Source organism: Enterococcus eurekensis, from assembly GCF_042654605.1.
Classification (GTDB): Bacteria; Bacillota; Bacilli; order Lactobacillales; family Enterococcaceae; genus Enterococcus_I; species Enterococcus_I eurekensis.
This window is the reverse complement of the sequence record NZ_JBHSGT010000052.1, coordinates 24,726-46,211: the sequence shown is the minus strand read 5'-3', so window position 1 is coordinate 46,211 and position 21,486 is coordinate 24,726. Positions and strand designations below refer to the sequence as shown.

Sequence of the window (21,486 nt, the reverse complement as noted above, 5' to 3'; positions counted from 1 at the left end):
AAAAATGACACTTAAGGCACAATTAGGATTGCCTTTAAGTGTCATTTTTTTATTTTACGCCAGTAATTTTTTAATCGTTGGAATCATGGCACTTGGTTCGTCTTTTGGGGCGAAGCGTTCAACGACCTCACCATTTTGATTAATGATAAATTTTGTGAAGTTCCATTTAATTTCATCATTTAAGAAACCAGGGGCATGTTTTTTTAAGTATTTGTATAAAGGATCAGCGTTGGAACCGTTAACGACCGTGAGTTCATGCATTGGGAAGGTGACACCGTGGGTCAGACGACAAGCTTCAGCAGCTTCAGTACCTGTTCCTAGTTCTTGCTTAAATTGATTCGAAGGAAATCCTAAAATAACTAATCCTTGTGACTCGTATTCTCGATAAATCGCTTCTAAACCTTCAAATTGAGGCGCTAAACCACATTTTGTTGCTGTGTTAACAATTATGATGATTTTACCATGATATTTTTCTAGTGAATACGTTTGCCCGTTTTCCAACGTGGCATTGAACGAATAGATTGACATATTTACTTCAGCTCCTTTTAACTAAGTATACGCAATAATTAGAAAAGTTGACAAAAAAACGACTTGGCGGTTAACTAAGTCGTCAAATTTAAGCAGGAATTTCTTCCATTGAAGGCTCCTGATGGATAACGGACTTACTTTTCCAAACTCCCGAACGCCAACGCTTAAACATTAAAATAGCACGTAAAGCTTCATCAATCGCATATGCAAGCCATACGCCGACTAAGCCCATGCCTGCCCAGATAGCAAGTGAATAAGAAAACGGTAAACTAATGACCCAAAGAACAAGAATACTACAAATCAATGGGAATTTAACATCACCACTAGCATTCAATGAACCGACTAAAATCATATTGATTGCGCGCATTGTTTCTAATACAATCTCAACTAGGAAAACTTCACGAGCGATTTTTATGACGTCTTCATTCGAAGTGAAGATTCCCATAATTGGTTCAATGAAAATAAATGTCAAAATACAAATAACTAACGTAACAACGACACCGATAATAGTTGTTCGCATACCGCGTTTCGATGCGCGGTCAAATTCACCGGCACCAACGTTACGACCAATCATAATTTGGTTTCCTTGACTAATCGCTGAGGCAATTAAGTAAACGAATTGGGTAATGGCGCTAATATATGATTTAGCAATCAAAACACTCGAACCAAGTGATGCAACAATCATAGTGACAACAACTTGCGCACCTTGATAAGACAGTGATTCACCAGACGAAGGCAAACCGTAAGTTAAAATCGATTTTAAAATAGGCATAGAAATTTTCTTGATCCGTAAAGAGAAGATCGAAAAACCAATATAACGTTTCAATAGATAAATAGAAATAATTAAGCCGATACTATTACCAAAAACACTTGAATAAGCTAAACCGGTCACACCAAAACTAGGTAAACCAAAAGGTTGATATAGGACAAAGTAATTTCCGATAACAGATAAAATACTGGCTGACATCGGAACGAGTAAAGCCGGTGCCGTGTGTCCATGGGTTCTTAAGACAGCGATGATAACGGCAGTAATTGCTGAAATAATCAAGCTACCCCCAAAAATTTGTAAATAGCCTTTTCCAATTGTAATCAATTCGGCGTCTAAATTCATAAATGCTAATAAGTGCTCAGAGTAAAATAAAAAGAATAGACTAATCAATAGACCGATGGCAATTGCGCCGAATAGTGCAGTATTGATGACGTTTTTAATTTCATGTTGTCTTTTGGCTCCGATATATTGGGCAATGATAATTTGGGTTCCAATCGTAATAAAGCCATAAACAAAGACCATTAAGTTTAATAGTTGATTTGCCGCACCAACAGAAGCAACTGCCGGCTCTGAATAATGTGAAATCATCCAAACGTTGATATTACCGATTACAACTCGTAAAAATAATTCGACAAAAATCGGCCAACTTAGAAAGATTAACTCACGATCGGAAATTGTAAGTATTTTTTTTCTTGCCAAAATGAACTCCCTCTCTTATAGTTATTATTTGTAATGTCTTGGCAATTCTACAAGATTCATTCAGAAAGTCAAGCATTTTTGAAGGTAAAAAGTGCCTTGAGCAGAAAATTAGACAGATGCTTAAGAATGGCATAGATTGTAAGTTAGTTAGACGGATGGAAAGGAAGTCAATTTTTTATGTTAGATGTCATTGTTATCGGAGCAGGACCAGCAGGAATGACTGCTGCGCTTTATGCTTCACGCTCAAATTTATCAGTATTATTACTTGAAAGAGGCGCACCTGGTGGCCAGTTAAATAATACGGCAGAAGTTGAAAATTATCCAGGATTCGATCGTATCATGGGGCCTGATTTAGCAGAAAAAATGTATGCACCGTTGGAAAAATTTGGTACACAACATGCCTATGGTATTGTTCAAGAGTTAAAAGATTTCGGAGATTATAAGGAAGTTGTAACCGATAGTGAGACATTCCAAGCTAAAACAGTGATTGTTGCTACAGGATGCGAGCACCGACATTTAGGTGTGAAAGGTGAAAATGAATTCGCTGGTCGCGGTGTTTCTTATTGTGCGGTTTGTGATGGGGCATTTTTCCGTAATCGTAAGTTACTAGTGATTGGTGGTGGCGATTCTGCAGTCGAAGAAGCCATCTTCTTAACACAATTTGCCGATGAGGTCGTTATTGTTCACCGTCGTGATGAATTGCGTGCGCAAAAAGTAATTCAAGATCGGGCTTTTGCCAATCCCAAAATCTCGTTTATTTGGGATTCGGTTGTTGAAGAAATCGTAGGAGATAATATGATGATGTCGGGTGCGATTATTCGTAATGTTAAAACGGAAGAAGTTCATGAGGAAAAAGCTGGTGGCATTTTCATTTATGTGGGATTAGATCCTTTAACGGAAGCGTTTAAAGGTAATGGCATTACCAATCAAGAAGGTTGGATTGTAACTGATGATGAAATGCGTACAGCAATTCCAGGGGTTTACGCTGTTGGCGATGTACGTGAAAAAACATTACGTCAAATCACAACTGCAGTCGGTGATGGTAGTATCGCTGGACAACAAGCATTTGCTTATATTGAAGAACAAAAATAAGAAATCTGAAAGAAGCGATGAGGCGTATGATGTCCTCATCGTTTTTTGTCTTAAAATATCAGTGAATCTTTCCTAAATAGAAACGAGACAAGCACTTTTCGTCTAAAGGTAATAATGGTATACTTATTCAAAGTGAAATTTTTTTGAAAGAGGGGATTCAAATGACATCTTGGACGAATACATATGAACAATGGGCGAATTTTGTTGACTTAGAGGAAAATTTGAAAGAACAACTAAATTTATTAGCTCATCAACCGAAAGCACTGGAAGAAGCATTTTACGCTCCATTAGAATTTGGAACAGCGGGGATGCGCGGGATTTTAGGACCAGGCATTAATCGTATGAATATTTATACGGTACGTCAAGCAACAGAAGGGCTAGCTCGTTTTATGGAGACACAGGATGAGGCAACAAAAAAACGTGGTGTGGCCATTGCGTTTGATTCACGTCATTTTTCACGTGAATTTGCCTTAGAAGCAGCACGAACATTAGCTTATCATGATATTCCAGCTTTTGTTTTTGATACGTTACGTCCGACACCAGAATTATCTTTTGCCGTACGTTATTTAAAAACTTTTACTGGAATTATGATTACCGCTTCGCATAATCCTTCAGAATATAATGGCTATAAAATTTATGGTGAAGATGGTGGACAAATGCCTCCTGCCGATGCTGCAGCGGTAACCGCATTTGTACGTAGTGTCGAAAATCCATTAGAAATTCCTGTATTAACAGAAGACCAAGCGTTGGCCAAAGAATTAATTACATTTATTGGCGAAGAAGTCGATCAAGCATACTTAAAAGAAGTAAAAACAGTCACCATTAATCAAGCATTAATTGATGAAATGGGCGATGAGTTAAAGCTTGTTTACACGCCTTTACATGGTGCAGGTAAAATGCTAGGTGAACGCGCATTAACACAAGCAGGTTTTAAAAAATTCGTGATTGAACCGAGTCAAGGTCAACCAGATCCCGATTTTAGCACCGTAAAATCACCAAATCCAGAAGAGGCTTCGGCTTTTGAGTATGCCATTCGTTTAGGTGAAGCAGAAGGAGCCGATTTATTATTGGCAACAGATCCAGATGCTGACCGTTTGGGAGCAGCGATTCGGATGCCAGATGGGAAATATCAAGTGCTAAGTGGGAATCAAATTGGCGCCATCTTAATTCACTATATTCTAGAAGCACATCGCTCAGCGGGAACATTACCTAAAAATGCTGCAGTTTTAAAATCGATTGTTTCCAGTGAATTACCAACAGCAATTGCTGAAAGTTATGATGTGAAAATGCTTAACGTTTTAACTGGGTTTAAATTCATTGCTGAAAAAATTCAACAATTTGAAGAAGACCAATCACAAACCTTTATGTTTGGTTTTGAAGAGAGCTATGGCTACTTAGTAAAACCATTTGTTCGCGATAAAGATGCCATTCAAGCGTTAGTTATTTTTGCTGAGGTCGCAGCTTACTACAAAAAACAAAACAAGACATTGTTTGATGCATTACAAATGATCTTTGATCAATATGGCTATTACGCTGAAAAGACGATTTCTGTAACAATGAGTGGTCAAGAAGGTTCGGCTAAAATCGGAAGCTTAATGAAAGCGTTCCGTGAAAAACAACCAACGGATTTTGCTTGTGTTGCAGTTGTTGAAACAGAGGATTTTAAAGAATTAACTAAAATTAAGTCAGATGGTACAATGGAAGTCTTGACGACACCACCTTCTGATGTCTTGAAATATGTCTTAGCTGATGGTAGTTGGATTGCTGTTCGTCCTTCTGGAACAGAACCTAAAATTAAATTCTATATTGGGGTTAAAGGAGACAGTCAGGAAGAGGCCGATGCCAAAATCGTTGCATTAGAAGCAGCGATTAATGAGATCACTGTTGCGGCAGAATAGTCTTTAATTACTAAAAATAGAATAAGAGAGATAGCTATCCCTCTTATTCTCCATGGAGGACATGATGGAAAATCTACCGACACTTCAAGAAATGGATCAAATTAGTCGAATTTTTAAATTGTTAAGTGATAAAACACGATTAAAGATTTTATTAGCGCTTGAACAAGGTGAACGAAATGTAACTTCAATCGCTGAAAGTGTCCATATGGAACAGTCAGCTGTTTCGCATCAATTAAAAATGTTAAAAGACAATCGGATGGTTCGTTCTAGAAAAGAAGGAAAAACAGTCTTTTATCAGCTTGATGATGATCACGTTTTTGATATTTTAGAACAAACTCTCGAACATATTCGTCATTAAATGGATAAAAAAAGAGGAAGTTATCAGAGCCTCTTTTTTTTTGCTTGAATCTTTGATATATTAGACATGATTATTAAAATTTGGTGATATTTTTTTAATAAAAATGTTAGATAGGAGAACGTATGAAGAAAGAAATGAAAATTGGGTTACTTGGATTAGGCGTTGTCGCAACAGGTGTTGTTGAACGATTGGCTGCACAACAAAAACAAATCGAAGAAGAAACAGGTGTCAAACTGACGATTGCTAAAGCACTTGTCTTAGATCCAGTAGAAAAAGCGGCATTTGCGAACACGCATGGGTTTGAATTGACGACAAAACTTGAAGATATTACTGAGAACGCTGAAATCGATATTGTCATTGAACTAATTGGCCGTATCTCACCAGCAAAAGAATATATTTTGACTGCTCTAAAAAACGGTAAGCATGTTGTCACTGCGAATAAAGATTTAATCGCACAGCATGGTCAAGAAATAATTGAAGTAGCAAAGGCACAAAATGTTGGCTTTTACTATGAAGCAAGTGTCGGTGGCGGAATACCGTTGCTTCGACCGTTAGCAACGAGTTATGCAGCGGATTCCATTACGAGTGTTAAAGGAATTGTCAATGGGACAACAAACTATATGTTGACCAAGATGATGGAAGACCAGCTCGATTATCAAACAGCGCTTGAGCAAGCGCAGAATTTAGGTTTTGCAGAATCAGACCCAACGAACGATGTTGATGGCATTGACGCCGCCTATAAAATGATTATTTTAGGCGCATTTGCTTTTGGTGCGGAATTAAAAGTAACAGATTTAGCAATTCAAGGGATTCGCAATGTTCAGGCAGCGGATGTTAAAGTTGCGCAATCACTTGGTTATGAAGTGAAGTTAATTGGTGAAGTGAAACAAGTCGGTGAAGGCGTAACAGCAAGTGTGTCGCCAGTTCTAGTTGCTAAAAATCATCCATTAGCAATGATTAAAAATGAATATAATGGTGTCTTTATTGAAAGCCAAGGTATTGGACAATCGTTACTTTACGGGCCAGGTGCCGGTGCATTACCAACGGCTACAAGTGTCTTAGCCGACTTAGTCGAAATTGCCGATCGTACGCAAGGTAAACAAGATTTTGCGCCATTTAATCGAAAAGTAGCAAACGCTCCACTAGTCAATCGTGAAAATGTAAAAGAAAATTATTTTATTAGTGTTAGCCTAGTGACATCAGCTATTGAAACTGAAGAATTTGTGAAAGGTTTAGTTGAGCAAGGTTATCGCGTGGTTTATAAAGCAATTGATACGAAGAATAATCGTTTGAGCCTAATTGTTAATCATTTAACACCGACGGATTATCAAACGTTACTTACGAAATTAGCAACACAAGGAATGATTCAAGGGCAATTAGGAGTAATGGGGGATTTCAATGAAAATTAGAGTACCGGCAACAAGTGCCAATTTAGGACCTGGATTTGATTCATGCGGGATTGCATTATCGCTGTATTTGTTCATTGAAGTAATCGAGCCAAGTGAGCAATGGGAAATTATTCATGATTTAGGACCCGAAGTTCCAAGTGATGCAACCAATTTAATGATTGAAACAGCATTGATACTTGCACCAGATTTAGAACCACAAAAAATCAAGATGAGTTCTAGCATTCCTTTAGCTCGTGGCTTAGGAAGCAGTTCATCTGTAATCGTAGCTGGAATTGAATTAGCCAATCGTTTAGGGCAGCTGAATTTATCGCAACAAGAAAAAGTTGAAATTGCGACAAGAATGGAAGGTCATCCTGACAATGTTGCACCAGCAATCTGTGGTGATTTTGTAGTCGCTTGTTATTTTTCAGAGAAGAAAAAAGATAATGTCAGTTTTGTTAAGCATTATTTCCCAGAAGGTGATATTATTGCTTTCATTCCGAATCAAGAATTATTAACCGTAGAAAGCCGTGAAGTATTGCCTGAGTCGTTTTCATATCGTGATGCTGTTGAAGCTAGTGCCATTGCTAATGTGATGATTGCAGCATTAATTCAAGGGAATTTACCCCTAGCAGCTAAAATGATGCAAGAAGATCGCTGGCATGAGCGCTATCGTCAAAAATTTGTACCACATTTAGCCTCGATTCGCCAAATTTGTAAAGATCAAGAGGCGTACGGATGCTTCTTGAGTGGTGCCGGACCAACCGTATTAATTTTATCACCAGAGGAAAAAACTGCTACAGTGATGCAATCACTAAAAAATTTAGATGCAACTGCACGAATTGAACAGTTAACAATTGATCGTGAAGGAATCCAAGTGTTTTAATTAAAAATACTCAACTAGCCCGTCTAACAATCGGATTAGTTGAGTATTTTTTAGTCTCCGTTTTCATCAGTAATAAAATAACTGTGATCTTCAAGATTAAGGGCATTTAAAATCATCGATGCCGTTTCTTCAATTGACAAACTGGCAACGTTAATGACGATACAGCCAAGTTTTTCATATAGTTCTGTTGCAAATTCTAATTCTGAAATAATTTTATCAATTTGCGAATAAGCGGTATCGGGATTTAAACCATAAGAAATCATCCGCTCTTTACGAATAGTATTTAAAATCTTAGGGTCATTCGTTAATCCTACAATTTTTTTAGGATCAATTTCCCATAATTGTTTTGGAATATGTGCTTGCGGAACAATTGGTAAATTTGCGACTTTTAAGTTTTTATTTGCTAAGAAGAGACTAAGTGGTGTTTTTGATGTCCTCGAGACACCCAATAGAACGACATCGGCCTCTAAGAAACCGCGGGGATCTTTCCCATCATCATATTTTACCGCAAATTCCATCGCTTTAATTCGTTTAAAATAGTTTTTATTTAAATGATGTAGAGCGCCTGGTTCACGTGTAGGTTCAATACCAGTTCTGCGTTGCACTTCAAGCACAGGCGGTGTTAGAACATCAAAATGAAATAAGTTACTTGCACCACAAAAATCATCGACTACTTGTACTAAATCTTGGCTAATGATTGTATGTAAAATCATTGCATTATGACTTTTAGCGTCAACTAGGGCTTTAATTAAGGCATCTTTGGTCGTGATAAACGTTCGTCGGAAGATTTCGAAGTTAATCATAGGGTATTGGGCCATTGTTGCTTGAGCTAATTTTGATGCGGTTTCTCCGGCTGAATCAGAAATAATAAAAAAAGTTAATGTTTCTTTGATATTTGTCTCGGTCATAAGCATCCCTCACTTGCATTTTATTCATTCTTATTATACCATACACTCGATTAAGAATTATAGTTAGAGTGAAAAAGGGGGGAGACCCATGGAAAATCAAGGATCAGTTGCTGGTGCGATGAAAATTCTGAAAGAAAACGGTAAAAAGCAAACAAAGCGTCGTGAAATCATAATTGATTATTTAGCGCGCTCGAATCGTTATGTTTCACCGAAGGAAATTCATTTGAATTTAACCAAAGAATATCCTGGACTTAGTCAAGATACGATTTACCGCAATTTACGTGAATTTGCAGAATTTGGAATTTTAGAGGAAACAGAGTTAAACGGTGAGATGAATTTTCGCTTTAATTGTATTCATCCGAGTTCAAAACATCACCATCATCATTTTATTTGTACTAATTGTGGCGCAACAAAACCTTTAGACCTTTGTCCAATGACGTTTTATCAAGAACAATTACCAAATTGTATTATTGAAGATCATCGCTTTGAAATTTTTGGAAAGTGTGAAAAATGTGTCTCGCTAAAATAAATGGGACCATTTTTTTGAATGATAACGGATTATCCGAATAAATATGAAAAATAAGTAGAAGTTTTTAACAGAACAGCTTGACACTATTTCAAGGCTTCGATATAATTTGACAAAGGACAGTGATGTAAGGAATGTTTTTTTATCCTTACAAAAACGGTTACTTTTTAAGCTCGGAGGGAGGGATTTTACATGTCAAAAACAGTCGTTCGCAAAAACGAGTCTCTTGATGATGCTCTTCGTCGCTTCAAACGTTCCGTTTCAAAAGCAGGTACATTGCAAGAATCACGTAAACGTGAGTTTTATGAGAAACCAAGCGTGAAACGTAAGAAAAAATCTGAAGCTGCTAGAAAACGCAAAAAATTCTAATTTTTAATGTTCTTCTAGGAGAAAAGAATTGGGGTTGGTAGTGTGTCACTACTAAGCACTTTGAACGATGATATGAAGCTAGCGATGAAGGCAAAAGAAAAAAACGTTTTGCAGGTGATTCGCATGATTAAAGCATCGTTGCAAAATGATCAAATTAAGCTAGGCCGCGAATTAAACGCAGACGAAGAGTTGACGGTGTTATCTCGTGAGATGAAACAACGTCGCGATTCACTCGTTGAATTTCAAAAAGCCAATCGTGACGATTTGGTCGAAAAGATCGAAGAAGAAATTGCAATTGTTGAAAAATACTTACCTACACAATTAACTGATGAAGAAATTCGTCAAATTGTGAAGCAGGCGATTCAAAAAGTAGGTGCAACTTCCAACACTGCTTTTGGGCAAGTGATGGGAATCGTAATGCCACAAGTAAAAGGCAAAGCGGATGGTAACCTAGTCAATGAAACGGTTAAAGAAGAATTGAACAATTTGTAAGAAGACTTAGAGTCGTAGGATAATTCCTACGGCTTTTTCTTTTTCTTAGGCTTTTTCATGACAAGCAATTTTTCTTTTTAGCAGATTGTGGTATCATATAGTGAATGTTTAGGTTTATAAAGGAGCGATTTTTTTGACAGAAGAACGAATCACGATTGAATTAAAACTTGATGCGCATGAAGACAGCCACGTCTTATTTGGTACGCATGATAAACATCTAAGGATAATTGAAGAAGCCACACAATGCGTGATTCATTCAAGAGGAGAAAGCATTCAAGTACAAGGTAGTCCAAAGAATGCTAAAAAAGTTATTTTAGTGCTTAATGCACTCAGAGAATTAATCCAACGAGGAATTGAAATTAGTAGTCCAGACGTCATTACGGCTTTAAAAATAGTTGATGAAGAACATATAAATGATTTTATCGATCTTTACGAGGAAGAAATTATGAAGGATCGCTATGGGAAAGCCATTCGTGCAAAAAATAGTGGTCAAAAACGTTATATTCAGGCGATACAACAAAAAGACGTTGTTTTTGGGATTGGACCAGCAGGAACAGGAAAAACTTTCTTGGCAGTCGTTTTAGCGATAAGGGCTTTAAAAAAAGGCGAAGTACAAAAAATTATTTTAACTCGCCCAGCCGTTGAAGCGGGTGAAAACTTAGGTTTCTTACCAGGGGATCTAAAAGAAAAGGTCGATCCTTATTTACGTCCGGTTTATGATGCGCTGTATCAAATTTTTGGTGTCGATCACACCAATCGTCTGATGGAACGAGGTGTGATTGAAATTGCGCCGTTGGCATATATGCGTGGACGTACATTAGAAGATGCCTTTGTTATTTTAGATGAGGCGCAAAATACAACGGTTGCTCAAATGAAAATGTTTTTAACTCGTTTAGGTTTTAATTCAAAAATGGTGATTAATGGTGATGTGAGTCAAATTGATTTGCCAAAAAATAAAGGCATTGTCAGTGGCTTGGTTCATGCAAAAGCAACTTTAGCCAATATTCCACAAATTGAATTTATCTCCTTTGATGCAGGAGATGTCGTTCGTCATCCTGTTGTTGCGCAAATTATTCGTGCGTACGACCAGAGCGAACAAATATAATAAAGAAAAAGTAGGTGAGAAAATATGCTAATCCGACCTTTAGAGAAGATTCATGAGAAAATTGGAAAATGGTTCATACCACTATTATTATTCGGTTTTTTTATTTTTTCTTCTGCCTTACTTTATTCGAATGTCCAACAACGACAAGCGGATTATAAAGAAGGTCAAGTAGCTGATAAAAGTATTCGAGCAAATAAAACAATTGAAAATACTGAAGCAACCGAACAAAAAAGGAAATTAGCAGCAGAATCGGTTGCGCCAGAATATACATTTGATGAAGACGCAGGTACGAGACAAAGTCAATTAGTTGAACATCTTTTTTCACTGATTACACAAGTTCAAAAAGAAACCGCGCTTGAAAATGAGAAACGAAAAAAAGAAGCGAAAAAAGGAACCGATCCACAATTGGTGACGTTAGACGAAGAAGTAGCCTCTTTGAAAAAATTATTTGAACAAGTGGACTCGGATAACTTATCTTTTTATCAACGGATTCCTAATAATTTCTTTCAAATTGTTTTCTCAATGAATAACGAAGAATTAGCAACGATAAAAAATGAATCGATTCGGATTATCATCGAACAGATGAAAAGCCCAATCCGAATTAATCGCTTTAATGAAGTTCGACAAGACGCTTATGATGAAGCGGATTATTTGAACTTATCAACCGATCAAACACAAGCAATTCGCTACATGCTAAACCAAGGGATTGTCATTAACTCAGTCCTAAATGAAAAAAGAACAGCAGAACTTCAACAAGAAGCCAAAAATGCTGTTCAGCCGGTGATGATTTTTCAAGGTGAGGTCATTGTACGAGAAGGCTCACAAATTGACAGTAATGTTATAAAAAAACTGAATCTTTTAGGGATGACGAGCCAAAGTACGAGTCTATTCCCGTTTATTGCAATGGTTTTAGCGAATATACTTGAAGTCTGTGTCTTGCTTTATTTTGTTCGACAATTAAAAAATCAAGAGCGACGAGTGGTTGCCATCGTTTTTTATACAACAATGATGAGCATCAGTATGATCTTTATGAAGTTCTTTCAGATTTTTCAAGAAAATACGTCACAGTTTATCCCGTTATTTTTTCCTGCGGCCTTTATTCCGTTAGTCTTGAACGTGTTTATTAGTCGTCGAACCGGTGTTTTAGCTGCGCTCTTCCAAGTCATTATGGCGAGCTTTATTTTCTACGATTCAATTGGAACGAACATTTTAACGATTATTTTAATCTCCTATTTATTCTCAGGTTTAATGGGAACGTTACTTGATCGTAAGCGAATTTCCAAACAGGGTCTGTCATCACTTGTTTGGATAGTCGTTTTCCCATTAATTATGAATATGATCTTGATTATTTATCAAGGAATGAGTTTCACGGATAGTCGTGCGTGGGTCAATTTAATTGCCAGTTTTTCAGGAAGTATATTATCATTGGTCTTGACGATTGGCTTACACCCATATATTGAATTGTTAGTAACAGACAATAGTATTATTGTTTTAAATGAGTTGAGTAATCCCAATCATCCACTACTCAAGCAACTTCTAGAAGAAGCACCGGGGACATATCATCATAGTATGATGGTTGCTAATCTAAGTGCTAATGCGGTAGCTGAAATTGGTGGACACTCATTATTAACGCGTGTAGCGTGTTATTATCATGATATTGGAAAGTTAAAACATGCGAACTTTTTTGTGGAAAATTTACCTGATGGTGCTGAAAATCCTCATAATTTCTTATTACCGAGTGATAGTAAACAAATTATTTTTGGGCATGTGATTGATGGTGCAGCGATTTTGGAACAACATCGGATGCCACAAATGGTTATTGATATTTGCCGCCAACATCACGGCACAACGTTGATGAAATTCTTCTACTTTAAGGCAAAAGAACGTAATCCCGATATTCCGGAGTCTGAGTATCGCTATCCTGGTCCAATTCCACAAACAAGAGAAGCGGCTGTTGTCAGTATTGCGGATAGTTGTGAAGCGGCAGTTCGGGCGATGGATCATCCAACCAATCAAAAGATTAATGAATTTGTGACGAATTTAATCCAAGATCGTTTGCTCGATGGTCAATTAGATGATTCTGGTTTAACAATGAAAGAAATTAAAATTATTCAACACTCGTTAGTTAACGGCTTATGTAGTACGTTCCATTCTCGAATTAAGTATCCGAAGATGGAATCAGAAGCAGTTGAAATGAAACAAGAACAAGAAAGAAGAGATAAGAATGGAAATTAACTTTATTGATGAAACGAATCAAGTCCCGACCAAGGACCAAAAAGATATCGATTCTTTATTGCAATTTGCTGCTGATTTTTTAGAGTTACCTGAAAATACTGAAATGTCAGTGACGTTTATGGACAATGCCAGTATTCAAATTATCAACCGGACTTATCGTGACAAAGATGTTCCGACGGATGTCATTAGTTTTGCTTTTGAAGAAGAGGGTGAAGATGAATTACCCGTCTTCTTTTCTGAGGATTTTGAGATGGCGATAGATTTACCAAAGACCTTAGGTGATTTAATGATTTCTGTAGAGCGCGCACGTGAACAAGCCCAAGAATATGGACACACTTATGAACGCGAGCTTGGTTTTTTAGCTTTACATGGCTTTTTACATTTAAACGGCTATGATCACATGAACCCCAAAGATGAAGCAGAAATGTTCGGACTACAAAAGGAAATTTTGAATGCTTATGGATTACAAAGGTAAGAAAGAAGATATTGGAAAAAACAAGCATTTTATTCGTTCAGTCGAGTTTGCTGTTACAGGAATCAAAACCGTTTATCATGATGAACGAAATATGCGTGCACATACGATTCTTGGGGGAGTTGCAATCGTGCTAGGTTTGTTATTCCAATTAAATCGTTGGGAATGGCTTTGGCTACTATTAAGTATTTTTTTAGTAATTGTGATGGAAATTATTAATACGGCTTTTGAAAATGTGGTCGATATGATAACCGATTTTCATTTCCATTCAATTGGAAAAAAAATCAAAGATATGGCAGCAGGTGCGGTACTAATTACCGCATTATTTGCACTGATTGTTGCTTGTTTCATTTTTTTACCTAAAATTTATCAATTGTTTTTTTAAGAAAGAGGGACAAATATGTCAGAATATAAATCAGGTTTCGTCGCAATTGTCGGCCGGCCGAATGTTGGTAAATCAACACTTTTAAATCGAATTGTTGGTCAAAAAATTGCAATTATGAGTGACAAAGCTCAAACAACACGTAATAAAATTCAAGGTGTTTCAACGACAGATGAAGCGCAAATTGTTTTTATTGATACGCCAGGGATTCATAAACCACGTCATCGTCTCGGTGATTTCATGGTTGAAACAGCTTATAGTGCGATGCGTGAAGTCGATATCGTCTTATTTATGATTAGTGCGGATCAAAAACGCGGTAAAGGGGATGACTTAATCATTGAACGTCTGAAAAAAAGTCATGTACCCGTTTATTTAGTTATTAATAAAATCGATAAAATTCATCCGAACGATTTATTAGCGATTATCGATGATTATTCAAAACAAATGGATTTTGCAGAAATTGTACCGATTTCTGCTACTGAAGGAAATAATTTTGAGCGCTTGATGGAAACGTTGACCGCACAAATGCCAGAAGGCCCACAATATTTCCCAGAAGAACAAATTACTGATCATCCAGAGTACTTTATTGTTTCAGAATTAATTCGTGAAAAAGTCTTGTTCTTTACGCATGATGAAGTACCGCATTCAGTAGCGGTAACGATCGATTCGATGAAACGTAACGAGAACAATAAAATTGAAATCCAAGCAACCGTTATTGTTGAACGTGATAGCCAAAAAGGTATTATTATCGGTAAAGGCGGAAAAATGTTGAAATTAATTGGTACGAAAGCCCGTCTGGATATTGAACATTTACTAGGAGATAAAGTCTTTTTAGAACTTTGGGTTAAAGTTCAGAAAGATTGGCGTGATAAACAAACCAATTTGAAAGACTTTGGTTACCGCGAAGAAGAGTACTAAGCATTAGGAAGAGCTGTGACGATCGTCATGGCTCTGCTTTTTTATGAAGTTTGGTGGAGGAGGAACTCGATGAATCATATTGCAGAATCAAAAGGCATTGTCTTGTTCACTAAAGACTATAAAGAAAAGGACAAGCTTGTTAAAATTTTTACCGAATCAGCGGGGAAACTCATGTTTTTCGTTAAAGGGGCACATCGTAAAAATAATCCTTTAACACCTGCAATTATGCCTTATACTCAGGCCATTTACTTAGGGAAATTTAATCAAGAAGGACTGTCTTTTTTAAATGCTGCTAAAGATATTCAACCTTTTTTAAAGATTCAACAAGATATTTTTCCGGCAGCTTATGCGACTTATTTACTAGCTCTGACAGATGCGGCGATTGAAGATCGTGTATATGATCCGAACTTATTCACCTTTTTACAACAAGCTTTGAATTTACTTGATGAAGGTAAAGATTTCGAAATCGTCACAAATATTTTTGAAATCCAAATTCTACAACGTTTTGGTGTCCTGTTTAATTGGGAACAGTGTCAAATTTGTGGACAGACACAAGGAAAATTTGATTTCTCCCCAAAATATCATGGCTTGTTGTGCGAACGTCATTTTTTTGAAGATAAAAATCGATATCAAGCCAATCCGATAGCAATTCATTTTATCCGCCAATTTTCACAAATTTCTTATCAAAACATTCAATCGATTTGCTTGAAAGAAGAAACGAAAAAACAAATCCAAAAAGTGATTGATCAATTGTATGAAGAATATGTTGGTATTCATTTAAAGAGTAAAAAATTTATCGAACAGATGAATGAATGGGGCAATTTATTGAAGCCAATAAATGAAAATGAAGAAAATGGGGAAAAGGATTGACAAGTCTGTTCAAAAAGAATTATGATAGAAACAACTGAATCATGCGTTGAACATTATAAGAAATAAGAGTGTAATCCTTTAAGCGAGTTTGGGAGAGTGTAAGCCAGATAGTGATCCTTTTATTTTGGGCGATTGTGAGCATTTAAAACGAAGCTGCCGAGCAATCGGAAGTAGGGTGGAACCGCGAATTTATTCGTCCCTATACTTGTCTAAAAAGATAAGTATAGGGACTTTTTTATTCGCCACAGTCGAGAGTTTGATGCAGTTGAAAAGAAGCAGGAGGAATAAATATGACAAAAAAACAAACCGTGCAAGAAATGATTATCACATTGCAAAATTTTTGGTCAAGCAATGGTTGCATGTTAATGCAAGCCTATGATACAGAAAAAGGAGCAGGGACAATGAGTCCATATACATTTTTACGTGCAATTGGACCAGAACCATGGAATGCCGCTTATGTGGAGCCTTCCCGTCGTCCAGCAGATGGTCGTTATGGTGAAAATCCAAACCGTTTGTATCAACATCATCAATTTCAAGTTGTAATGAAACCTTCACCAGATAATATCCAAGAATTGTACTTAGAAAGTTTACGTTTACTAGGGATTGATCCACTAGAACATGACATTCGTTTTGTAGAAGATAACTGGGAAAATCCTTCAATGGGGTGTGCCGGTCTTGGTTGGGAAGTTTGGTTAAATGGGATGGAAATTACGCAATTTACTTATTTCCAACAAGTTGGAAGTTTACCGTGTTCACCAGTAACTTCTGAAATTACTTATGGATTAGAACGTTTGGCGTCTTATATTCAAGAAGTGGAAAGTGTTTATGATTTAGAATGGACCAATGGTGTCAAATACGGAGAAATCTTTAACCAACCTGAATATGAACATTCAAAATATTCATTTGAAATTAGCAACCAAGAGATGCTATTAGATAATTTTAATAAATTTGAAATTGAAGCACAACGTTGTATTGAAGCAAGTTTGGTACATCCGGCTTATGATTACATTTTGAAATGTAGCCACAACTTTAACTTACTTGATGCACGAGGAGCGGTTTCTTCGACAGAGCGCGCAGGATATTTGGCACGAATCCGTAATTTATCTCGTGAAGTAGCCAAGATTTTTGTTGCTGAACGTGCAAAACTTGGTTATCCACTATTAAGTCCTGAAGAAGCACAAAAATGGTTAAAGGAGGAAAACTAAGATGGGGAAAAATCTACTATTTGAAATTGGATTAGAAGAAATGCCCGCACATATCGTTGTGCCAAGCATGAATCAATTAAAAGAAAAAACAGCGGTATTTCTAAAAGAAAATGTTTTAAATTATGACGAGATTGCTGCTTATTCAACGCCGCGCCGTTTAGCAATCTATGTCACAAACGTCGATGAAAGACAAGCAGATCAAGAAGAAGTTGTGAAAGGTCCGGCAAAAAAAATTGCTTTGGACGCTGAAGGTAATTGGTCGAAAGCTGCTCAAGGTTTTGTTCGTGGACAAGGCTTGACGACAGATGATATTTTCTTCCAAGAAATAAAAGGTGTTGAATACGTTCACGCAAAAAAACATACAGATGGAAAAGCGGCATTTGAAGTGTTGGCAGGCTTAAAAGACGTATTAACCAGCTTAACGTTCCCTGTAACGATGCATTGGGGAAAATATGATGTGGAATACATTCGTCCGATACATTGGATTGTCGCGCTATTTGGCGATGAAGTCATCCCATTTGACTTCCTAGATATCCAAACAGGCCGCACTTCAAGAGGTCATCGTTTCTTAGGGCATGACGTGACATTTACGACGGCTGATGAGTATTTAGAAAAATTAGCAGAAGTTTATGTCATTGCCGATTCGAAACGTCGTGAAGAGATGATTATCGATCAAATCCAACAAATTGCGACAAAAAATAGTTGGAAAATCGAACTTGACGCAGATTTACTAGAAGAAGTTAATAACTTACTTGAATATCCAACAGCTTTTGTCGGCAATTATGCTGAAAAATATTTATCTGTCCCTGAAGAAGTGTTAGTTACTTCAATGAAAGAACACCAACGCTATTTTGATGTTCGCGATGCAAATGGTCAGATATTACCGCACTTTATTTCTGTCCGTAATGGCGATCGCAATCATATTGAAAATGTCATCAAAGGTAATGAAAAAGTCTTAGTTGCTCGTTTAGAAGATGCAGAGTTTTTCTATCAAGAAGATAAAAAATTAACTATTGATAGCTGTATTGAAAAACTAAAAAATGTGACTTTCCATAAGAAAATTGGTTCATTATATGAAAAAATGCAACGAGTAAGTGCGATTGCACAAATTATCGGTCAAAAAGTAGGCTTAACGGCAGAAGAATTAAAGGATTTGAAACGAGCAAGTGCTATATATAAATTTGATTTAGTTACCAATATGGTAGGTGAGTTCCCTGAATTACAGGGGATCATGGGTGAAAAATATGCCTTACTACAAGGTGAAAACACAGCTGTTGCTCGAGCAATCAAAGAGCATTATATGCCTGTTTCAAGTGAAGGCGAACTACCGGAATCAAATATTGGTGCCGTTTTAGCGATTGCCGACAAATTAGATAGTGTCTTAACGTTCTTCTCTGTAGGGATGGTACCAAGCGGTTCAAATGACCCGTACGCATTGAGACGACAAAGTTACGGAATTATCCGTATTATTTCAGCTAAAAATTGGCATTTCCCACTAACTTTACTACAAAAAGAAATTGAAGACGAAATTAATCAAAATTCAATTTATGGGATTCAATTAGCAGTTGAATCAAAAGCTGTAAGTGAATTTATTAAGGCGCGTTTAAAACAATTTTTTGCGACACAAGCGATTCGTCATGATGTTGTTGAAGCGGTAATTGAATCTGAGCAACAAGATCTTTCACAAATTTTTCATGCAGCACAAATCTTAAAAAATCATTTGAAAGATCCAGAATTTAAAGTTTCAATCGAAGCGTTGACGCGGGTGATTAATTTGGCAGAAAAAGCAACTGAAGACAATGAAAAAATAGATGCTACGTTGTTTGAAAACCAAGCAGAACATGATTTGTATGCAGCAGCTAAAGCAGTTGAAGAACATTTTTCTGAAAATACAATGGCCGATAATTACCAAGCACTCGTTCAATTACGCCCGTTAATTGAGGCATATTTTGCTGACACAATGGTGATGGTTGATGATGAAAGTATTCGTAATAATCGTTTAAACCAATTAAAACAAATTTCAAAAATGGCCTTAGTCATTGCAAGTTTGGACCATTTAATTACAAAATAAGACAACAAGGCCTTCAAGTAAAATACTTGAAGGCCTTGTTGCAGTTAATATTTCAGTTTATCATTTTCTGTTTTGTTGTTTTCCAGCGTTACGGCCTTTACCAGAGCCATTTGAACTAGCGTTACGCGGTGTCACATCTTTTGGTTGTGAACTGCTTTGTTTTTTTGGTTCTGCTTTTTCAATTGGTTTAACAACAACTTTTGGTGGATTCAATTTCATCTCTTCTTGAATTTTTCGTTTAATACGAGGTTTCATGATGACGTTTGTAATAAAGGATTGAATCACTCCAATTACACCACCGACTACCCAGTAAAGAGTCACTCCAGCAGGTGAAGAAAGTGACATCATCACAATCATCACAGGAGAAACAATCAACATACTACGCATGGTTTTCTTTTGTTCTTCTGGTATACCAATTAATGAAACATAACCTTGGATTACATAAGCCACACCAGCGATTGCAACTAATAGTAAGCTACTTTCACCTAAAGAAATGCCATAGAAAGTCGCTTGGTCAATTCCCGGTGTGTAGCGTGCAGTATAAAAGAGTGCGGTAAAGACGGGCATTTGTAAGAGAAGTGGTAAACAACCCATGCCACCAAACATGCTCAAACCATTTTCTTTGTAGACATTTTGCATTTCTAATTGTGCTTTCACTTGTTCTTCACGCGTTATTGCTTTTTTAGCATTTGCTTGTGCAATGTCTAATTGCGGTTTAATATATTGCATTTTTTCTGCTTGAATCATCGATTTATGCGATTGATGGATACCAAGTGGTAAAATAATAAAACGTACGATGATGGTTATAACAATAATTGCCCAACCATAGCCGAATTGCCATTCTTTTGCAATAAACGTTAATAATTGACCAAGTGGCGCAACCATATAACGATAAATCATCCCGTTTGGATCAGGAGTCCCATTTTCGAGCATTTTAACACACCCAGAAAGGGTAATAAGTAAACCGAATAGCCCGGATGCTACAAGCCAAGTTTTTAATTTATTCATTGAATTCGTCCTTTTCTATTTTTAAATAATCACAAGATTAACTATACTAAAAATAAAGTTGGTTTTCAATCCAAGAAATAAAAAAGCTGTTGAAGATTTTGTGAACATTATCAATTAGTAGTGAATCGATGGGTTTCAGTAATTGATTCATCTCTTTCTAGTTGAAAGGAATCAACACGGCCAAAGGGAGCGGGCGAGCGCTTAACTTGTTCAACAAATTGTTGTAATAACCGTTTATCCTCGCTCATGGCGATAATTTTAACTGAGCCGTCGTCTTGATTTTCAGCAGAACCATAGATACCAAGAGAGTCTGCTAATATTTTGGTTGAAAAACGAAAACCAACCCCTTGAACTCGACCATTGGCTGTGATTCGAACTTTATGCATAGAAAATCCCTCCTTAGATAAATGATAGCGTTTTTTACGCATTTCAACAAGTTATCTTTCTTACTTCGTGCTATAATCATTCTGGGTGATATTAGATGAAAGAAATTCAATCAATAAAAAATCAAACGATTAAAGATGTAAAGAAATTCCATCAAAAAAAACATAGAGATCAACAAAATAAATACTTACTTGAAGGCTATCATTTAGTTGAGGAAGCTGTTTTAGCCGGAATCATAATCGATACGGTTTTTATCGATCAAAAAGGCTATGAATTGTATCATGACTGGCTAGTGGAACAAGAAATTGATACTTACCTCGTTTCTCACGATGTTTTAAAAAACTTATCCGAATTACCAACGCCTCAAGGAATTGTCGCACTCGTTAATAAGCAAAATGTTGTTGTTGAATCTTATAGAGGGGCTTGGCTGCTTTTAGATGGCGTACAAGATCCTGGAAATGTAGGGACGTTAATTCGTACCGCTGACGCTGCCGGTTTTTCTGGCGTTATTTTAGGCGACGGCACGGCTGATTTATATAGCTCCAAAGTTTTACGTAGTATGCAGGGAAGTAATTTCCATTTACCGATTATTAGCGGGAATCTGATCGAACGTATCAAACATTTTAGATCGGCGGGGATACCGGTTTATGGGACAGAATTGAACAAAGATGCGCTACCTTATAAGAAAGTTACACCTGTGCGTGATGTGGCGATTGTATTAGGTAACGAAGGACAAGGTGTTAGTCAAGCGGTTTTATCCTTAACCAATCAAAATCTCTACATTCCAATTTACGGAAAAGCAGAGTCATTAAATGTTGGAATCGCTGGTGGAATTTTAATGTACCACTTTGTGAACGAAATGAACAATTAAGAAACTGTTAACATTTTACTAAAACTTCCTCGTTTTTTAGACTTTCGAAAAA

Annotated in this window: 22 protein-coding genes; 17 read left to right on the top strand and 5 right to left on the bottom strand. The window is 36.7% G+C overall.

What is annotated here, in order from left to right; genetic code table 11:
- Positions 1-54: 54 nt before the first annotated feature.
- Both ACFO3L_RS08300 and ACFO3L_RS08295 read right to left on the bottom strand, forming a co-directional pair.
- Positions 55-528 carry a glutathione peroxidase gene (locus ACFO3L_RS08300; RefSeq protein ID WP_379965859.1) on the bottom strand — a complete coding sequence of 158 codons (474 nt, stop codon included), beginning with the start codon at positions 526-528 and terminating at the stop codon, positions 55-57.
- A gap of 88 nt (positions 529-616) precedes the next feature.
- On the bottom strand, positions 617-1,996 hold the full coding sequence (locus ACFO3L_RS08295) for an MATE family efflux transporter (RefSeq protein ID WP_379965856.1): 1,380 nt from the start codon (positions 1,994-1,996) through the stop codon (positions 617-619).
- 177 nt (positions 1,997-2,173) lie between these two features.
- On the opposite strand from ACFO3L_RS08295, the gene trxB reads away from it, so the two are divergent.
- The 5 genes from trxB to thrB all read left to right on the top strand — a co-directional run bounded on the left by trxB (position 2,174) and on the right by thrB (position 7,618).
- Positions 2,174-3,088 (top strand): thioredoxin-disulfide reductase, encoded by a 915-nt coding sequence (trxB, locus tag ACFO3L_RS08290; RefSeq protein WP_379965853.1) that lies wholly within the window; start codon positions 2,174-2,176, stop codon positions 3,086-3,088.
- A 161-nt stretch (positions 3,089-3,249) separates the two neighbouring features.
- Entirely contained in the window at positions 3,250-4,986 is a 1,737-nt protein-coding gene (locus ACFO3L_RS08285) for a phospho-sugar mutase (RefSeq protein ID WP_379965850.1), read from the top strand.
- 64 nt (positions 4,987-5,050) lie between these two features.
- Entirely contained in the window at positions 5,051-5,344 is a 294-nt protein-coding gene (locus tag ACFO3L_RS08280; RefSeq protein ID WP_379965847.1) for an ArsR/SmtB family transcription factor, read from the top strand.
- Between the two features lie 122 nt (positions 5,345-5,466).
- On the top strand, positions 5,467-6,753 hold the full coding sequence (locus ACFO3L_RS08275; RefSeq protein ID WP_379965844.1) for a homoserine dehydrogenase: 1,287 nt from the start codon (positions 5,467-5,469) through the stop codon (positions 6,751-6,753).
- On the top strand, positions 6,743-7,618 hold the full coding sequence (thrB, locus tag ACFO3L_RS08270; RefSeq protein WP_379965841.1) for a homoserine kinase: 876 nt from the start codon (positions 6,743-6,745) through the stop codon (positions 7,616-7,618). The genes ACFO3L_RS08275 and thrB overlap by 11 nt, the downstream gene beginning before the upstream one ends.
- 50 nt (positions 7,619-7,668) lie before the next feature.
- On the opposite strand, the gene ACFO3L_RS08265 is transcribed toward thrB, so the two are convergent.
- Complete coding sequence (locus ACFO3L_RS08265; RefSeq protein WP_379965838.1) at positions 7,669-8,526, bottom strand: pyruvate, water dikinase regulatory protein; 858 nt, start codon at positions 8,524-8,526, stop codon at positions 7,669-7,671.
- Positions 8,527-8,614: 88 nt separating this feature from the next.
- On the opposite strand from ACFO3L_RS08265, the gene ACFO3L_RS08260 reads away from it, so the two are divergent.
- The 11 genes from ACFO3L_RS08260 to glyS all read left to right on the top strand — a co-directional run bounded on the left by ACFO3L_RS08260 (position 8,615) and on the right by glyS (position 19,171).
- A complete protein-coding gene (locus ACFO3L_RS08260) occupies positions 8,615-9,055 on the top strand; it encodes a Fur family transcriptional regulator (protein WP_379965835.1) in 441 nt (146 codons plus the stop codon).
- Between the two features lie 189 nt (positions 9,056-9,244).
- Entirely contained in the window at positions 9,245-9,421 is a 177-nt protein-coding gene (gene rpsU / locus ACFO3L_RS08255; RefSeq protein WP_002356740.1) for a 30S ribosomal protein S21, read from the top strand.
- Positions 9,422-9,463: 42 nt separating this feature from the next.
- Positions 9,464-9,913, top strand: a complete 450-nt coding sequence (locus ACFO3L_RS08250) for a GatB/YqeY domain-containing protein (RefSeq protein WP_379965832.1) — start codon at positions 9,464-9,466, stop codon at positions 9,911-9,913.
- Positions 9,914-10,046: 133 nt separating this feature from the next.
- Positions 10,047-11,018, top strand: a complete 972-nt coding sequence (locus ACFO3L_RS08245; protein WP_379965829.1) for a PhoH family protein — start codon at positions 10,047-10,049, stop codon at positions 11,016-11,018.
- 24 nt (positions 11,019-11,042) lie between these two features.
- Positions 11,043-13,253, top strand: coding sequence for an HD family phosphohydrolase (locus tag ACFO3L_RS08240; RefSeq protein WP_379965826.1), 2,211 nt, complete (start codon positions 11,043-11,045; stop codon positions 13,251-13,253).
- Positions 13,243-13,728, top strand: coding sequence for an rRNA maturation RNase YbeY (gene ybeY, locus ACFO3L_RS08235; RefSeq protein WP_379965823.1), 486 nt, complete (start codon positions 13,243-13,245; stop codon positions 13,726-13,728). The genes ACFO3L_RS08240 and ybeY overlap by 11 nt, the downstream gene beginning before the upstream one ends.
- A complete protein-coding gene (locus ACFO3L_RS08230) occupies positions 13,712-14,110 on the top strand; it encodes a diacylglycerol kinase family protein (protein WP_379965820.1) in 399 nt (132 codons plus the stop codon). The genes ybeY and ACFO3L_RS08230 overlap by 17 nt, the downstream gene beginning before the upstream one ends.
- A gap of 15 nt (positions 14,111-14,125) precedes the next feature.
- Positions 14,126-15,025 (top strand): GTPase Era, encoded by a 900-nt coding sequence (era, locus tag ACFO3L_RS08225; protein WP_379965817.1) that lies wholly within the window; start codon positions 14,126-14,128, stop codon positions 15,023-15,025.
- Positions 15,026-15,094: 69 nt separating this feature from the next.
- Positions 15,095-15,895, top strand: coding sequence for a DNA repair protein RecO (recO, locus tag ACFO3L_RS08220; protein ID WP_379965814.1), 801 nt, complete (start codon positions 15,095-15,097; stop codon positions 15,893-15,895).
- Between the two features lie 290 nt (positions 15,896-16,185).
- Positions 16,186-17,100 (top strand): glycine--tRNA ligase subunit alpha, encoded by a 915-nt coding sequence (glyQ, locus tag ACFO3L_RS08215; RefSeq protein WP_379965811.1) that lies wholly within the window; start codon positions 16,186-16,188, stop codon positions 17,098-17,100.
- Position 17,101: 1 nt separating this feature from the next.
- Positions 17,102-19,171, top strand: a complete 2,070-nt coding sequence (glyS, locus tag ACFO3L_RS08210) for a glycine--tRNA ligase subunit beta (RefSeq protein WP_379965808.1) — start codon at positions 17,102-17,104, stop codon at positions 19,169-19,171.
- Between the two features lie 60 nt (positions 19,172-19,231).
- On the opposite strand, the gene yidC is transcribed toward glyS, so the two are convergent.
- Together yidC and ACFO3L_RS08200 are read right to left on the bottom strand one after the other, a co-directional pair.
- Complete coding sequence (gene yidC, locus ACFO3L_RS08205) at positions 19,232-20,179, bottom strand: membrane protein insertase YidC (RefSeq protein WP_379965805.1); 948 nt, start codon at positions 20,177-20,179, stop codon at positions 19,232-19,234.
- Between the two features lie 110 nt (positions 20,180-20,289).
- Complete coding sequence (locus ACFO3L_RS08200) at positions 20,290-20,565, bottom strand: acylphosphatase (RefSeq protein WP_379965802.1); 276 nt, start codon at positions 20,563-20,565, stop codon at positions 20,290-20,292.
- A gap of 95 nt (positions 20,566-20,660) precedes the next feature.
- Between ACFO3L_RS08200 and ACFO3L_RS08195 the strand changes: the two genes are divergently transcribed.
- Positions 20,661-21,434, top strand: a complete 774-nt coding sequence (locus ACFO3L_RS08195; protein ID WP_379965799.1) for a TrmH family RNA methyltransferase — start codon at positions 20,661-20,663, stop codon at positions 21,432-21,434.
- Positions 21,435-21,486 lie beyond the last annotated feature (52 nt).

Coding starts and splice junctions, on each gene's coding strand:
- ACFO3L_RS08300 (WP_379965859.1), bottom strand. CDS start 528: ATGTCAATCTATTCGTTCAATGCCACGTTGGAAAACGGGCAAACGTAT.
- trxB (WP_379965853.1), top strand. CDS start 2,174: ATGTTAGATGTCATTGTTATCGGAGCAGGACCAGCAGGAATGACTGCT.
- ACFO3L_RS08285 (WP_379965850.1), top strand. CDS start 3,250: ATGACATCTTGGACGAATACATATGAACAATGGGCGAATTTTGTTGAC.
- ACFO3L_RS08280 (WP_379965847.1), top strand. CDS start 5,051: ATGGAAAATCTACCGACACTTCAAGAAATGGATCAAATTAGTCGAATT.
- ACFO3L_RS08275 (WP_379965844.1), top strand. CDS start 5,467: ATGAAGAAAGAAATGAAAATTGGGTTACTTGGATTAGGCGTTGTCGCA.
- thrB (WP_379965841.1), top strand. CDS start 6,743: ATGAAAATTAGAGTACCGGCAACAAGTGCCAATTTAGGACCTGGATTT.
- ACFO3L_RS08265 (WP_379965838.1), bottom strand. CDS start 8,526: ATGACCGAGACAAATATCAAAGAAACATTAACTTTTTTTATTATTTCT.
- ACFO3L_RS08260 (WP_379965835.1), top strand. CDS start 8,615: ATGGAAAATCAAGGATCAGTTGCTGGTGCGATGAAAATTCTGAAAGAA.
- rpsU (WP_002356740.1), top strand. CDS start 9,245: ATGTCAAAAACAGTCGTTCGCAAAAACGAGTCTCTTGATGATGCTCTT.
- ACFO3L_RS08240 (WP_379965826.1), top strand. CDS start 11,043: ATGCTAATCCGACCTTTAGAGAAGATTCATGAGAAAATTGGAAAATGG.
- ybeY (WP_379965823.1), top strand. CDS start 13,243: ATGGAAATTAACTTTATTGATGAAACGAATCAAGTCCCGACCAAGGAC.
- ACFO3L_RS08230 (WP_379965820.1), top strand. CDS start 13,712: ATGGATTACAAAGGTAAGAAAGAAGATATTGGAAAAAACAAGCATTTT.
- era (WP_379965817.1), top strand. CDS start 14,126: ATGTCAGAATATAAATCAGGTTTCGTCGCAATTGTCGGCCGGCCGAAT.
- recO (WP_379965814.1), top strand. CDS start 15,095: ATGAATCATATTGCAGAATCAAAAGGCATTGTCTTGTTCACTAAAGAC.
- glyQ (WP_379965811.1), top strand. CDS start 16,186: ATGACAAAAAAACAAACCGTGCAAGAAATGATTATCACATTGCAAAAT.
- glyS (WP_379965808.1), top strand. CDS start 17,102: ATGGGGAAAAATCTACTATTTGAAATTGGATTAGAAGAAATGCCCGCA.
- yidC (WP_379965805.1), bottom strand. CDS start 20,179: ATGAATAAATTAAAAACTTGGCTTGTAGCATCCGGGCTATTCGGTTTA.
- ACFO3L_RS08200 (WP_379965802.1), bottom strand. CDS start 20,565: ATGCATAAAGTTCGAATCACAGCCAATGGTCGAGTTCAAGGGGTTGGT.
- ACFO3L_RS08195 (WP_379965799.1), top strand. CDS start 20,661: ATGAAAGAAATTCAATCAATAAAAAATCAAACGATTAAAGATGTAAAG.